The 14,009-nt window shown below is 40.0% G+C and carries 13 protein-coding genes; 5 read left to right on the forward strand and 8 right to left on the reverse strand.

What is annotated here, in order from left to right; genetic code table 11:
• Positions 1-385: 385 nt before the first annotated feature.
• Entirely contained in the window at positions 386-1,075 is a 690-nt protein-coding gene (locus ACOMA9_RS08805; RefSeq protein ID WP_330945457.1) for a gamma-glutamyl-gamma-aminobutyrate hydrolase family protein, read from the reverse strand.
• 251 nt (positions 1,076-1,326) lie between these two features.
• Between ACOMA9_RS08805 and ACOMA9_RS08810 the strand changes: the two genes are divergently transcribed.
• The 3 genes from ACOMA9_RS08810 (at position 1,327) to ACOMA9_RS08820 (ending at position 4,635) form a co-directional block, all read left to right on the forward strand.
• On the forward strand, positions 1,327-2,343 hold the full coding sequence (locus ACOMA9_RS08810) for an NAD(P)H-dependent glycerol-3-phosphate dehydrogenase (RefSeq protein ID WP_330945456.1): 1,017 nt from the start codon (positions 1,327-1,329) through the stop codon (positions 2,341-2,343).
• A gap of 28 nt (positions 2,344-2,371) precedes the next feature.
• Positions 2,372-3,271, forward strand: coding sequence for a UTP--glucose-1-phosphate uridylyltransferase GalU (galU, locus tag ACOMA9_RS08815; protein ID WP_330945455.1), 900 nt, complete (start codon positions 2,372-2,374; stop codon positions 3,269-3,271).
• 428 nt (positions 3,272-3,699) lie between these two features.
• Positions 3,700-4,635, forward strand: a complete 936-nt coding sequence (locus ACOMA9_RS08820) for an IS30 family transposase (RefSeq protein WP_421425250.1) — start codon at positions 3,700-3,702, stop codon at positions 4,633-4,635.
• Between the two features lie 137 nt (positions 4,636-4,772).
• Here ACOMA9_RS08820 and ACOMA9_RS08825 read toward each other — a convergent pair whose 3' ends face one another.
• Genes ACOMA9_RS08825 through tsaB form a run of 5 tightly spaced genes read right to left on the reverse strand, consistent with a single transcriptional unit; the run spans position 4,773 to position 7,910 of the window.
• Positions 4,773-5,096 (reverse strand): AzlD domain-containing protein, encoded by a 324-nt coding sequence (locus tag ACOMA9_RS08825; protein ID WP_151379764.1) that lies wholly within the window; start codon positions 5,094-5,096, stop codon positions 4,773-4,775.
• On the reverse strand, positions 5,086-5,781 hold the full coding sequence (locus ACOMA9_RS08830; RefSeq protein ID WP_247905454.1) for an AzlC family ABC transporter permease: 696 nt from the start codon (positions 5,779-5,781) through the stop codon (positions 5,086-5,088). Before ACOMA9_RS08830 ends, ACOMA9_RS08825 begins: the two co-directional genes overlap by 11 nt.
• Positions 5,782-5,783: 2 nt before the next feature.
• Complete coding sequence (gene tsaD, locus ACOMA9_RS08835) at positions 5,784-6,797, reverse strand: tRNA (adenosine(37)-N6)-threonylcarbamoyltransferase complex transferase subunit TsaD (protein WP_151379765.1); 1,014 nt, start codon at positions 6,795-6,797, stop codon at positions 5,784-5,786.
• Positions 6,790-7,230 (reverse strand): ribosomal protein S18-alanine N-acetyltransferase, encoded by a 441-nt coding sequence (gene rimI, locus ACOMA9_RS08840; RefSeq protein WP_003032237.1) that lies wholly within the window; start codon positions 7,228-7,230, stop codon positions 6,790-6,792. The genes tsaD and rimI overlap by 8 nt, the downstream gene beginning before the upstream one ends.
• Positions 7,227-7,910 (reverse strand): tRNA (adenosine(37)-N6)-threonylcarbamoyltransferase complex dimerization subunit type 1 TsaB, encoded by a 684-nt coding sequence (tsaB, locus tag ACOMA9_RS08845; RefSeq protein ID WP_037613507.1) that lies wholly within the window; start codon positions 7,908-7,910, stop codon positions 7,227-7,229. The genes rimI and tsaB overlap by 4 nt, the downstream gene beginning before the upstream one ends.
• Before the next feature lie 277 nt (positions 7,911-8,187).
• On the opposite strand from tsaB, the gene ACOMA9_RS08850 reads away from it, so the two are divergent.
• Complete coding sequence (locus tag ACOMA9_RS08850) at positions 8,188-8,418, forward strand: DNA-dependent RNA polymerase subunit epsilon (protein WP_247906798.1); 231 nt, start codon at positions 8,188-8,190, stop codon at positions 8,416-8,418.
• A 3-nt stretch (positions 8,419-8,421) separates the two neighbouring features.
• Positions 8,422-10,098, forward strand: coding sequence for a ribonuclease J1 (gene rnjA, locus ACOMA9_RS08855; protein WP_421425256.1), 1,677 nt, complete (start codon positions 8,422-8,424; stop codon positions 10,096-10,098).
• 232 nt (positions 10,099-10,330) lie between these two features.
• Here rnjA and gap read toward each other — a convergent pair whose 3' ends face one another.
• Together gap and fusA are read right to left on the reverse strand one after the other, a co-directional pair.
• Complete coding sequence (gap, locus tag ACOMA9_RS08860) at positions 10,331-11,338, reverse strand: type I glyceraldehyde-3-phosphate dehydrogenase (RefSeq protein WP_003026445.1); 1,008 nt, start codon at positions 11,336-11,338, stop codon at positions 10,331-10,333.
• A 520-nt stretch (positions 11,339-11,858) separates the two neighbouring features.
• Positions 11,859-13,940: an elongation factor G gene (gene fusA, locus ACOMA9_RS08865; RefSeq protein WP_151379767.1), complete on the reverse strand. Its 2,082-nt coding sequence runs from the start codon at positions 13,938-13,940 to the stop codon at positions 11,859-11,861.
• Between the last annotated feature and the right edge of the window lie 69 nt (positions 13,941-14,009).

Below are 14,009 nucleotides of genomic sequence, written 5' to 3' on the forward strand. Positions count from 1 at the left end.
ACAATGTATTACCTCATTACGCATAACAAACTTTACGATTACACTTTAACCCAAAATCATTAAAGCCGTCTATGCTCTATCATTGTAACACCTTATGAAAAAAATAGCTAGATAAGGTGTTGATTTTGTGTACTCTTTTTCCAATCAAAAGAACCGAAAAGGGCTAGGATAAACTATTAAAATCAAATCAATCATCAATTCTTTGACTGAAAAACATTGAATTGCTTGACAAATGGTAGAAAAAAGACCACCTCTTGGTGATCCTTATAGGGAGATTTTTATGAAAAAGTTTTAGGATTTCTATCAAACAAAGTTAGGAGGTCTTCATTTGATGATGTTATTATAAAATGATTTTCTTAAATGAAGCTTAAGCTGCATTTTAAATTTACAATTTCTGCAAAAGATACTGGAAAAGTTCTAGATTTCCTTTTTCTTCATTGACTAAAAACTCTGGGTGCCATTGAAGCCCAATGATCCGACTATCATCTAGCGACTCAATCGCTTCAATGGTTTTATCCCTAGGATCAAAAGCTGTTGCGCGAAAATTCGGCGCCAAATCTTTAATACTTTGTCGGTGGACAGAGTTAATCTGACTAGCACGACCGAACAATTCTTCAACAATGCTGCCTTTCTCAGTTTGAATAGAGTGAGAAGTTCCAAAAGGTAAGCCCTGCCAATGGTTGTCAATATGCTGATTCAGCGTTCCACCAAAAGCAACATTGACTAGCTGCAAGCCTCGGCAAATCGCCATAATTGGTTTTTCTTGCCGAATAGTTTCTACTAACAGAGCCAGCTCAAATTCGTCTCGCACCATATTGTAATCATCACTCTCAATCGTCTGCTTTTCTCCGTAAAAAGTGGGGTGCACATGTTGTCCACCAGACAAAATCAATTTATCAATACTTTCAACATAATCCCTCACCAAATTTTTGTCACCAACAGGGATAATCATAGGCAATCCGCCAGCGATTCCGATACTCTCAGCAAATTTACTAGAAACGGACGAGTGAATATTTTTACCTTCCTTATCGACAGGACAAAGATTAGCGGTCACTCCAACAATCAGTTTGCTCATACAATTCCCTCCTCATTGATATACACAATCTTACCACTTCCTCTACCTGCCGTCCAATTGATTTTTTTAAAGGTCGTGATAAATAGTTTTTATACTAGCCACAACTCCTGCCTCATTACACTCTTTTTATGCACTCTAATCAGACTTTATTCTTATAAAATAATAACTTATAAAAACAAGCTACTACTAAACAAGAAATTTATCGCTTTCTATGGTAAAATGAAATTAGAAAACTCTATAAGGAGAAGAACATGGAAAAACAAACAGTTGCTGTTTTAGGCCCTGGTTCATGGGGTACTGCCTTGGCACAAGTATTAAATGACAATGGACATGAAGTTCGCATTTGGGGCAATATTGCCGAACAAATTACTGAAATCAACGAGCACCACACTAACAAACGGTATTTTAAAGATATTGTTCTTGATGAAAAGATCACAGCGTATTACGACTTAAAAGAGACCCTTGATGGCGTGGATGCTATCCTTTTCGTCGTTCCAACCAAGGTTACACGTCTTGTAGCCAAACAAGTGGCTGAGGTATTAGACCATCCAGTCAAGATCATGCACGCTTCAAAAGGACTCGAACCCGATACTCACAAACGACTTTCCATAATTTTAGAGGAAGAATTGCCTGAACAATTCCGTAGCGAAATCGTCGTTGTCTCTGGTCCTAGCCACGCTGAGGAGACTATCGTTCGCGACATTACTCTCATCACAGCAGCTTCAAAAGATTTAGAAACGGCTAAATACGTCCAAAACCTTTTCAGCAATCACTACTTCCGTCTCTACACTAATACAGATGTCATCGGCGTAGAAACAGCCGGCGCACTAAAAAATATCATTGCGGTCGGAGCAGGTGCCCTTCATGGTCTCGGTTACGGTGATAATGCAAAAGCTGCCATTATCACACGCGGCTTAGCAGAAATCACCCGTCTCGGTGTAAAACTCGGTGCCAGTCCTTTAACATATAGCGGTTTATCCGGAGTGGGAGATTTAATTGTCACAGGGACCTCCGTTCACTCACGCAATTGGCGCGCTGGTGACGCTCTTGGTCACGGTGAAAAGCTAGAAGATATCGAAGCTAACATGGGCATGGTTATCGAAGGCATTTCCACTACCAGAGCGGCCTATGAACTCGCACAAGAGTTAGACGTCTACATGCCTATCACCCAGGCCATTTATCATGTCATTTATGAAAACCTTAACATAAAAGATGCCATTTATGATATAATGAATAATGAATTCAAAGCTGAGAACGAATGGTCGTAATCAGTCACATTAAATAAGGAGTCGTTCTATGACAAAAGTAAGAAAAGCAGTCATTCCTGCTGCTGGACTTGGAACTCGTTTCCTACCAGCCACAAAAGCACTCGCAAAAGAAATGCTGCCTATTGTTGACAAACCAACTATTCAATTTATCGTTGAAGAAGCGTTAAAATCCGGTATCAAAGACATTCTGGTTGTAACAGGTAAATCCAAACGCTCTATTGAAGACCACTTTGATTCAAATTTTGAATTGGAGTACAACCTCAAAGAAAAAGGTAAATCTGATCTTTTAAAACTCGTAGATGAAACGACTGGTATCGGTCTTCATTTCATTCGTCAAAGCCATCCACGAGGGCTTGGCGATGCTGTTTTGCAAGCCAAGGCTTTCGTTGGTAACGAACCTTTCGTTGTCATGCTAGGCGATGACCTAATGGACATTACAAATGACAAAGCAGTACCACTTACCAAACAATTGATGAACGATTACGAGGAAACACACGCTTCAACTATTGCTGTCATGAAAGTGCCACACGACGAAGTTTCTTCTTACGGCGTTATTGATCCACAAGGTGAAGGAGTAAATGGACTCTACAGCGTTGAAACTTTTGTTGAAAAGCCAAAACCAGAAGATGCACCAAGTGATCTCGCCATTATCGGTCGTTACCTACTAACGCCTGAAATCTTTCCCATTTTGGAAACACAAGCGCCAGGTGCTGGGAATGAAATCCAACTGACAGATGCTATTGATACTCTCAACAAAACACAAAGAGTATTCGCTCGTGAGTTTACAGGTGACCGTTATGATGTCGGCGACAAATTTGGCTTTATGAAAACATCTATTGACTATGCCCTCAAACATCCTCAAGTCAAAGACGATATGAAACAATACATTATTGAGTTAGGCAAGAAATTAGACAAAAAAGAAAACTAACAGATAGCTGTGATGGGTGGCACCTATTCCTAATCAATTGTTCCAAGGAACTCTAATTGATTAAAATCAAAAGTGCTTTTCCAATCACTACATTTGTTGGGAAAACAATAACTTGTAAAAGGCAGGGAAAATATCATCCCTGCCTTACTTTTTGATACCCAAAATTCTTAATGAAGTAGATAATTGCTCAAAGCACTAACTTGAGGTTATAGATAGAGTTTGCGAAGTAAGTCTCAATACTGCTTTTGGCAGACTCGGAAAAAGCCCCTTTGGAAATGAAAATAGTAACCGCAAATCTACTTTACAACAAACTCTCATTGCACCCAATCTAAATGATAAATTGTAAAATATAGTGCAACAAAAAAACTCATAGCGTTTCATTGGTGTAAACTGTAAGTAACCACACAAACAGAACCCGAGGAAAAACTATGAGCTACTACCATCTTACCATAACTGACCGAATAAAGATAGAAACCTACTTGGAATTAGGTTTGAAACCTTGCCAAATTGCAAGTAAACTTGGCGTCCATAAGTCTACCATTTCAAGAGAGTTAAGACGATGCCAAAATGGTTATTCCGCAACCTCAGCACAGGAACAGTACGACCGCAGGGCTAAGCAAAAAGGTCGGAAGTCTCGTTTGACACCAAAGTTGAAAAAGGAAATTGAGGACGGTTTAAAATCCTCCTGGTCGCCTGAACAGATTTGTGGTCGCTATCAGCTTGAACAAAAGCCAATGGTAGCTTTTAAAACCATCTATAACTGGCTCTATGCTGGTTTGATTGATCTGGATTTGAGCGTCCTTCGTCGTAAAGGAAAAACTCGACAACCCAAAGAAACACGTGGAAGATTTAGGATTGGTACGCCAATTTCCAAACGTCCTAAAGAGGTCCGTAATCGTGAAACTTTTGGGCACTGGGAGCTTGATACTGTGGTGTCTTCCAGAGGCAAAAGCAAGGGGTGTTTAGCGACCTTTCTAGAGCGAAAAACTCGTTTTTACTTAGCTTTCAAGATACCAGATAGAACAGCCAAAGCCATGTTTTCAGCCATCGAACAACTTTGTAGGCTATTTCCAAAAGAGGCTCTTAAAACCTTCACTTCAGACAGGGGAAAAGAGTTTGCCTGCTATCCTCTGGTAGAGAATTTAGGAATTTCCTTTTTCTTTGCGGATGCCTATTCATCCTGGCAGAGAGGAAGCAATGAAAACGCAAATGGCTTACTAAGAGAATATTTCCCAAAGAAAACAGATTTAGCCACTATCTCTGATGAAGATTTGAACAAGGCTTTATATAATATCAATCACCGACCACGAAAATGTTTAGGTTACAGAACTTCTTGTGAAGCTCTAGAGGATGAGTTCGAATAAATGTTGCACTTATTCTTGCAATTTATCAAATAAAAAACTCATTAAAATCCTGAATGGTCTATTTTAGGTCTTAAACGGTCCTTTTTAACTAAAACTCCGCCTTAGTGATTCCCTAAGACAGAGTTATTTCTATAAAGTTAAAAGATAAATCGCAAACCAGCCACCAATATCACACCAAAAATTACGGTCATCACTAAGTTACGATAACGAAAAGCAATGTATATTGTTGGAAAAACAGCTATTAAATCTAGCCATTTAAAGGTTGGCAACTGTCCTACTTCTCCCTTGGTAATGCTGGATAAAATCAACGCAAAAATAATAGAGACCGGTAAATATTGCAAGAAACGTTCGACAATCTTAGGTAACCCGCGATATTTTACCAATATAAAAGGAGTAATCCGTGATAACCATGTCACCAAGGCTGAGAGAAGAATGGCGACAAATATATAATTATTTATCATCTAGCATTACCCCCGCAGCACAGCCTAATAAGGTTGAAAATAACACAGCTAATGAAGAAGAAATTATCATTATCAGAGCAAAGAACGACAAAGTGACCACAACTAAAATCACCAAAAGTTTTTGAAGTTTTGTCTTATGGAGCATCACTAAAAATTGGGAAGAAAAAATCCCAATAAACATACCCACCAGCGCAAAATCCAAGCCAAACATTTCTGGATTTGGCAAAAGGCTTCCTAATGTCGTTCCGACTACAGATCCGACGAACCAAGCGAGATAGCTCGTAATGTTATTGCCGTACATCCATTGAAGCGAAATATATTTTGTATGGACGTGCTCACTTAGTAAAACGCCGTATGTTTCATCTGTCAAGAGTATTCCGATACCAATATTTTGCAAGAGACTTGCATGCCGAAAAAAAGTAGATGTATGAAGACCTAGCAAAAATAGACGCAAATTGATTAAAAAAACTGTCAGAGCAATAGCTGTTACCGGGGCGTGAATCGCAAGAAGTGCTAGCATAGCAAACTGAGCACTTCCTGCATAGACTAAACTGCTCATCAGTACCATCTCAAGAGGACTGACATAAGAAGCACCAATAATTCCACAAGCTAGTCCAATACTAACATACCCCAGAGCTGTTGGCATTGCCGCCTTAACCCCGTCCTTAAAACTTTTTCCTATCATATTTATACTTCCATTGTGTCAAATGCCAGACTTGGCTTAGCATTCAAGCTCAATGTTGCAAGATTCCCTTTATTCCACTCACTGACGCTCGCATAAGCAATCATTCCTGCATTGTCCCCACAGAGACGCAAAGGCGGTATGATTACCTTGATATCTGTCATTTCAGCTGCTAAACGTTCACGTAAACCTTGATTAGCAGCAACACCGCCCGCAACGACTAAGGTCTTAACAGGATATTTCTCCAAAGCTTTTTTTGTTTTTGCCATGAGAATATCTAAAACAGCAGCTTGAAAACTAGCAGCCAAATTTTCTTTTGCCAAACTTTCACCCCTTTGCTCCGCATTGTGACAGAGGTTGATAAAGGCAGATTTTAACCCAGAAAAGGAAAATTCCAAATTATCCTCTTTGATCATCGCTCTCGGAAAATCATAAATATCTTGTCCTTTATGGGCCAATTCATCTATCTCACGCCCAGCTGGATAAGTCAATCCCATCACACGACCAACTTTATCATAAGCTTCTCCAACTGCATCATCGCGTGTTTCCCCGACAATCTGATAATCACCAGCTTCGCTGACATAAACCAACTCAGTATGCCCCCCGCTGACTAATAACGCTAAAAGAGGGTATTCTAATTTCTCAACACTTTGAGCCGCCATCAGATGACCTGCCATATGATTGACAGGAATAAGCGGTAAATGATGTGCCCACGCAAAAGACTTAGCAGCTGCCAGTCCGACTAAGAGGGCGCCTACGAGCCCTGGTCCATAAGTTACTGCTACTGCGGTCACCTCTTTTTCTGTAATACCGGCTTTCGCAAGAGCTTCCTCAATGCAAGCCGTGATAACTTCCACATGGTGACGGCTAGCCACTTCCGGTACCACGCCACCAAAACGTTTATGGCTCTCAATCTGGCTCGCAATAACATTGGATAAGAGTTCAGCGTCATTCTTTAAAACCGCTACGCTAGTCTCATCGCAGGACGTCTCAAAAGCTAAAATATATCTATCATTCATAGTTTTCCCTTTTCATTACAATCGCATTTTCCACTGGCTCATGATAGTAATTCTTGCGCCGAGCGATTTCTATAAATTTCTCTTTTTGGTAAAACAGCAGAGCTGCTTTGTTAGATTCTCGCACTTCGAGGAAAATCTCTTTGTCAATTGGCAGATGTTCAAACAAAGCGGTCGCAATTTTCTTTCCTTGATAGGCTTTCTTAACCGCAATTTGTAAAACTTCTGCTTCAAAGTCCGACTCTTGAAAAGTCAGAAACCCGATTAAATTTTGGGCTTCTAAAGCCAAAACATAAACCGACAAAGGATTTTGTAAATCTTTCTCAATCTGCTCTATATTCCAAGGACTGACAGCATACACATCTTTCAATACTTGGTAAATCTGCTCTGCTAAATCAGCAACCTGCTTTTTTTCATCTTTTTTAATCTCAATCATAAGCGCTTGATGTAAGAATCTTTTGTTTCTTGATGGTTTTTGAGCCAATTCTCTTCTGCTTCCACTCGCTTGAGGTAATTCGGCACGAAATCATGAACAGAGCGAGCTGGTAGTTGCAGACCGATTTTAGCAAGGAGCACAGCGCTTGGCAGGGTTGCTTTGATAACAGCTGCTGGCAAAGCGGATTGAATCTGCTCCACAAAATTTTCCACTTCTCCTACAAAAGTTACCTGAGAAGCAGACTTGGCTTTTTCTAAAACTTCTTCAAAAGATAAATGAGCTTCCGGCTGAGTTGCTCTGCCATTTTCATAAAAACCAGCATAGACATTGTTGCGTCTAGCATCCATGAGAGGAATGACCAAGCCGTCAATGTCCTCTGGCACCAGAATCCGCAAGCTAGAAACTCCCACCAAATCTATTTTAAGCGTATGTGCTAACGTTTTGGCCGTTGCTACAGCAATTCGCAAACCTGTATAACTACCAGGACCTTCTGCAACTACAATGCGACCTAAGTCACTTGGTTTCAAATCCAAACTTTCCATTAAAAAATCAATAGCCGGCATCAATGTAACGCTATGATTTTTCTTAATATTTATCGTCATCTCAGCAAGCAACTTATCATCTTCTAAAATCGCAATTGCTAAGGCTTTGCTGGATGTGTCAAAAGCTAAAACTTTCATTCTTATCTTTCCTTTGTGATAATCTACTTTCTATTATACTACAAAAAATACGGATTTCCTTAATATGATTTCCAAAAAAACAAGACCTTTTGAAAATCGCTTTCCTAGATTTTCTCACTTCTTTCTTTTACTAAATATCCTTTTTATGATATAATGATTGTAATTGTAACGTATCAAAATCAATCTATTACTCGGAAAATCAAATAGATGAAGACCGCCCTTGAAAATAAGGTGGCTATTTTCTGGTAGATTGATCATGAATGAGAAAGGAATTGAAATGATTTACAAAGTTTTTTATCAAGAAACAAAAGAACGCAATCCACGTCGGGAAAACACGCATTCTCTCTACTTGGATATTGACGCCAAAAACGAATTAGAAGGACGCATCAAAGCTCGGAAACTCGTCGCAGAAAAAACACCTTACAATGTTGAATTGATTACACTTTTGTCTGACAAACATTTAGAATACGAAAAAGAATCAGGCAACTTTACAATTACGGAGCTCTAAACCATGTCATATACTTTAAAACCCGAAGAAGTCGGTGTATTTGCCATTGGTGGTTTAGGAGAAATCGGGAAAAATACCTACGGGATTGAATACCAAGATGAGATTATCATCGTTGATGCAGGGATTAAATTTCCTGAAGATGACCTCTTAGGGATTGATTATGTCATTCCTGACTATTCTTATATCGTAGAAAATATTGACCGTATCAAAGGAGTGTTGATTACTCACGGTCATGAAGACCACATCGGAGGGATTCCCTTCCTTCTCAAGCAAGCAAATGTTCCTATTTATGCTGGACCACTTGCCCTTGCACTGATTCGTGGTAAATTAGAAGAGCACGGACTTTTACGTGACGCTAAACTCTACGAAATCAATCAAAATACCGAACTTCAATTTAAAAATTTAAAAGCAACCTTCTTCCGCACAACTCACTCCATCCCAGAGCCTTTGGGAATTGTCATCCACACACCTCAAGGGAAAATTGTTTGTACGGGTGACTTCAAGTTTGACTTTACACCTGTTGGCGAGCCAGCAGATTTACATCGAATGGCAGCACTTGGTGAAGATGGTGTTTTAGCACTTCTTTCTGACTCCACCAATGCAGAAATTCCAACTTTCACAAATTCCGAAAAAGTCGTTGGTCAGTCTATTATGAAAATCATTGAAGGCATTCATGGGCGGATTATTTTTGCCTCCTTTGCCTCAAATATCTTCCGTCTCCAACAAGCTGCGGATGCTGCGGTTAAAACTGGCCGAAAAATTGCTGTTTTTGGACGTTCAATGGAAAAAGCCATTGTCAACGGAATTGAACTAGGGTATATTAAAACCCCAAAAGGAACGTTCATTGAACCAAATGAAATCAAAGATTATCCCGCAAATGAAATTCTAATCATGTGTACAGGAAGTCAGGGAGAACCGATGGCAGCTCTTTCACGCATTGCGAATGGAACCCATCGTCAAGTCCAACTCCAACCAGGTGATACAGTGATTTTCTCTTCTAGTCCTATCCCCGGAAATACTACTAGTGTCAATAAGCTCATCAACACCATTTCAGAAGCTGGCGTTGATGTTATCCATGGAAAAATCAATAACATCCATACATCTGGACACGGTGGACAACAAGAGCAAAAATTGATGCTCCGTTTGATAAAACCTAAGTATTTCATGCCAGTCCATGGTGAATACCGCATGCAAAAAGTTCATGCTGGACTTGCAATGGATACAGGCATCCCTAAAAAGAATATCTTTATCATGAGTAATGGAGACGTCCTTGCTTTAACTGCCAATTCGGCTCGCATCGCAGGAAGTTTCAATGCCCAAGATATTTATGTTGACGGTAATCGTATCGGAGAAATCGGTGCTGCAGTCCTCCGCGACAGACGTGACCTTTCCGAAGATGGCGTTGTCCTTGCAGTAGCTACCGTTGACTTTAAATCAAAAATGATTTTGGCTGGTCCTGATATTCTTAGTCGCGGTTTTATCTATATGCGTGAATCAGGCGATCTCATTCGTCACAGCCAGCGTATTCTTTTCAATGCGATACGTATTGCATTGAAAAATAAAGATGCCAGCATCCAGTCAGTCAACGGAGCTATTGTAAATGCTCTTCGACCATTCTTATATGAAAATACCGAACGCGAGCCTATTATCATCCCAATGATTTTAACACCAGATGAATAAATCTAGCAATATAATCCTTACATACTAAAAAAAAAACAACTTGATTTGGGTAAAGTCAAGTTGTTTTTATTGTAGCTTGGTCATAACGACCAAACGAGTGGAAACTCTGGAGTTTTATCAACATTCTAATTTGATTTTTATACATATTCAACTCCCAACTTCCACAAGTATAAGCTGAGGAGCGAATGACAACAAAAAAGAGAGGCGAACCTCTCTTCTCTATACTGATGAATTATTTAGCAATTTTTGCAAAGTATTCAAGAGTACGTACAAGTTGTGCAGTGTATGACATTTCGTTATCGTACCAAGATACAACTTTCACCAATTGTTTTCCGTCAACATCAAGAACTTTAGTTTGAGTTGCATCAAACAATGAACCAAATGACATACCTACGATATCTGAAGATACGATTGGATCTTCTGTGTAACCGTATGATTCGTTAGCTGCTGCTTTCATAGCTGCATTTACTTCATCAACAGTTACATTCTTTTCAAGAACAGCAACCAATTCAGTAACTGATCCAGTTGGAGTTGGAACACGTTGGGCTGAACCATCAAGTTTACCGTTCAATTCTGGGATAACAAGACCGATAGCTTTAGCAGCACCAGTTGAGTTAGGAACGATGTTTGCAGCACCAGCACGAGCACGGCGAAGATCACCTTTACGATGTGGACCGTCAAGGATCATTTGGTCACCAGTGTAAGCGTGGATTGTTGTCATCAAACCTTCAACGATACCGAAGTTGTCTTGAAGTGCTTTAGCCATTGGAGCCAAGCAGTTTGTAGTACATGAAGCACCTGAAATAACTGTTTCAGTACCATCAAGAACATCGTGGTTAGTGTTAAATACGATTGTTTTAACATCGTTTCCGCCAGGAGCAGTGATAACAACTTTCTTAGCTCCACCTTTAAGGTGTTTTTCAGCTGCATCTTTCTTAGCAAAGAAACCAGTTGCTTCCAAAACGATTTCTACACCGTCAGTAGCCCAGTCGATTTGTTCTGGGTCACGTTCAGCAGAAACTTTAACGAATTTACCGTTAACTTCGAATCCACCTTCTTTAACTTCCACAGTACCGTCGAAACGACCTTGAGTTGTGTCATATTTCAACAAATGTGCAAGCATAACTGGATCTGTAAGGTCGTTGATACGAGTAACTTCAACACCTTCTACGTTTTGGATACGACGGAATGCAAGACGACCGATACGACCGAAACCGTTAATACCAACTTTAACTACCATTCGTGATTTCCTCCTTATGAAAATCAAAAAATTTTTATGTGAAAAGAGTAACTTGAGTTGCTACAAATCACCTTTCAACATATCTATTATATACTTTATCCCTTAAAATTGCAACTGATTTCAGCATTATTAACAAGGAATATCATTTCTTTCAAAGATTTTCATTTCTCTTTCATTTCCGGAAGCTAAGTGGAAGATATGCAAAAAGAGAGTGGGACAGAAATCAGTAGTTTCGTAGAAACTTGATTTCATCGTCCCACCTCTGTACGGTTGAGTAGGGCTGTACAAGTTGATTTATCAACGTATTAGAGTCCACTCAGCAGTGATTGATTGGCGCTAAAGTGCCTAATCAACTGTGCATGGGAAACTCTACATTGACTAAAGTCAATAGAGTTTCTCCAAACTACTGCGTTTTATAATTCTGACTATATAAACAAAGGAAGCTGAGTACATTGTCCCAGCTTCCTTTGTTTATAAAAAACGCCCGCAATTGCGGTGCGGACGTATGGGCTTGACTTGATTAAGCCTCACCTTTGTTTTTCTTAATAATTTCTTCTTGTACTGACTTCGGTACATCTTCGTAGTGGTCAAATACCATCATGAAAGTACCGCGTCCTTGTGATGCTGAACGAAGAACTGTTGCATAACCGAACATTTCAGCAAGTGGTACATAAGCACGAACGATTTGGCTGTTACCATGAGCTTCCATACCATCAACACGTCCACGACGAGCTGTTACATGTCCCATAACGTCACCAAGGTTTTCTTCTGGAACAGTAATGGTAACAAGCATCATTGGTTCAAGAATAGTTGGTTGTGCAGTCTTAGCAGCTTCTTTAAGAGCAAGAGAGGCAGCAACTTTGAAGGCTGTTTCAGATGAGTCAACATCGTGGTATGAACCATCATACAGTTTTGCCTTCACGTCAACGATTGGATAACCTGCAAGGACACCGTTTGCCATTGACTCAACCAAACCTTTTTCTACAGCTGGGATGAATTCACGTGGAACGACACCACCAACGATAGCATTTTCAAACTCGAAGCCTTTTCCTTCTTCGTTTGGAGTAAATTCAATCCAAACATCACCGAATTGACCTTTACCACCTGATTGGCGTTTGAAGAATCCACGTGCTGATGTTTGTGCACGGAAAGTTTCACGATAAGATACTTGAGGAGCACCTACGTTTGCTTCAACTTTGAATTCACGACGCATACGGTCTACAAGGACATCCAAGTGAAGTTCACCCATACCAGAGATAACTGTTTCACCAGTTTCAACGTTAGTTTCAACGCGGAAAGTTGGGTCTTCTTCAGCCAATTTTTGAAGGGCAATACCCATCTTATCTTGGTCAGCTTTTGACTTAGGTTCAACCATCAATTGGATAACTGGTTCTGGAACTTCGATAGATTCAAGGATAATTTTTGCCTTTTCATCTGTCAATGAGTCACCAGTTGTAGTATCTTTCAAACCAACAGCTGCAGCGATGTCACCAGAGTAAACTGTTTCGATTTCATTCCGGTGGTTAGCGTGCATTTGCAGGATACGCCCGATACGTTCACGTTTTCCTTTAGAGGTATTCAAAACGTATGAACCTGAGTTCAAGACACCTGAGTACACACGGAAGAAAGTCAAACGACCAACAAATGGGTCTGTCATAATCTTGAAAGCAAGTGCTGCAAACGGTTCGTCATCAGATGCAGGACGAGTTTCTTCTTCTTCAGTATCTGGATTTACACCCTTGATAGCTGGAATGTCAAGTGGGCTTGGAAGGTAGTCAATAACTGCATCAAGCATCATTTGAACACCTTTGTTTTTGAAGGCAGAACCAGCAAGAACTGGGAAGAACTCAACATTGATAGTTGCTTTACGGATGGCAGCTTTTAGTTCTGCTTCAGTAATTTCTTCCCCTTCAAGGTATTTCATCATCAAGTCTTCGTCAGTTTCAGCAACTGCTTCGACTAATTTTTCACGCCATTCTTGAGCTTGTTCAAGATAATCAGCTGGAATATCTTCTTCAAGAATATCTGTTCCAAGGTCATTTGTATAGATTTCAGCTTTCATGCGAACCAAGTCAATGATTCCACGGAAGTCGTCCTCTGCACCGATTGGCAATTGAATTGGATGAGCATTTGCTTGAAGGCGATCGTGAAGTGTGCTTACTGAGTAAAGGAAGTCCGCACCGATTTTATCCATTTTGTTAGCAAATACGATACGTGGAACGCCATATTCAGTTGCTTGACGCCAAACTGTTTCCGTTTGAGGTTCAACACCTGATTGTGAGTCAAGGACAGTTACGGCACCATCCAATACACGAAGAGAACGTTGTACTTCAATTGTGAAGTCCACGTGCCCTGGTGTGTCAATAATGTTGACACGGTAATCCTTCCATTGTGCTGTTGTTGCAGCAGATGTAATAGTAATACCACGTTCTTGTTCTTGTTCCATCCAGTCCATTTGTGAAGCACCTTCGTGTGTTTCACCAATTTTATGGATTTTACCGGTATAGTAAAGAATACGTTCAGTCGTTGTTGTTTTACCAGCATCGACGTGAGCCATGATACCGATGTTACGAGTTTTTTCAAGTGAAAATTCGCGAGCCATTTGGTTGTTTCTCCTATTATTTTATTTACAGTTTATTATAACATATTTTAAGAAAAGCGAGTAGGCAAA

Origin of the sequence: Streptococcus atopicus, from assembly GCF_049166725.1 — a bacterium.
GTDB lineage: Bacteria > Bacillota > Bacilli > Lactobacillales > Streptococcaceae > Streptococcus > Streptococcus hominis.

What these genes read in the sequence shown, in the direction of transcription:
- ACOMA9_RS08805 (WP_330945457.1), bottom strand. Translation starts at nt 1,075, where the DNA reads ATGAGCAAACTGATTGTTGGAGTGACCGCTAATCTTTGTCCTGTCGAT.
- ACOMA9_RS08810 (WP_330945456.1), top strand. Translation starts at nt 1,327, where the DNA reads ATGGAAAAACAAACAGTTGCTGTTTTAGGCCCTGGTTCATGGGGTACT.
- galU (WP_330945455.1), top strand. Translation starts at nt 2,372, where the DNA reads ATGACAAAAGTAAGAAAAGCAGTCATTCCTGCTGCTGGACTTGGAACT.
- ACOMA9_RS08820 (WP_421425250.1), top strand. Translation starts at nt 3,700, where the DNA reads ATGAGCTACTACCATCTTACCATAACTGACCGAATAAAGATAGAAACC.
- ACOMA9_RS08825 (WP_151379764.1), bottom strand. Translation starts at nt 5,096, where the DNA reads ATGATAAATAATTATATATTTGTCGCCATTCTTCTCTCAGCCTTGGTG.
- ACOMA9_RS08830 (WP_247905454.1), bottom strand. Translation starts at nt 5,781, where the DNA reads ATGATAGGAAAAAGTTTTAAGGACGGGGTTAAGGCGGCAATGCCAACA.
- tsaD (WP_151379765.1), bottom strand. Translation starts at nt 6,797, where the DNA reads ATGAATGATAGATATATTTTAGCTTTTGAGACGTCCTGCGATGAGACT.
- rimI (WP_003032237.1), bottom strand. Translation starts at nt 7,230, where the DNA reads ATGATTGAGATTAAAAAAGATGAAAAAAAGCAGGTTGCTGATTTAGCA.
- tsaB (WP_037613507.1), bottom strand. Translation starts at nt 7,910, where the DNA reads ATGAAAGTTTTAGCTTTTGACACATCCAGCAAAGCCTTAGCAATTGCG.
- ACOMA9_RS08850 (WP_247906798.1), top strand. Translation starts at nt 8,188, where the DNA reads ATGATTTACAAAGTTTTTTATCAAGAAACAAAAGAACGCAATCCACGT.
- rnjA (WP_421425256.1), top strand. Translation starts at nt 8,422, where the DNA reads ATGTCATATACTTTAAAACCCGAAGAAGTCGGTGTATTTGCCATTGGT.
- gap (WP_003026445.1), bottom strand. Translation starts at nt 11,338, where the DNA reads ATGGTAGTTAAAGTTGGTATTAACGGTTTCGGTCGTATCGGTCGTCTT.
- fusA (WP_151379767.1), bottom strand. Translation starts at nt 13,940, where the DNA reads ATGGCTCGCGAATTTTCACTTGAAAAAACTCGTAACATCGGTATCATG.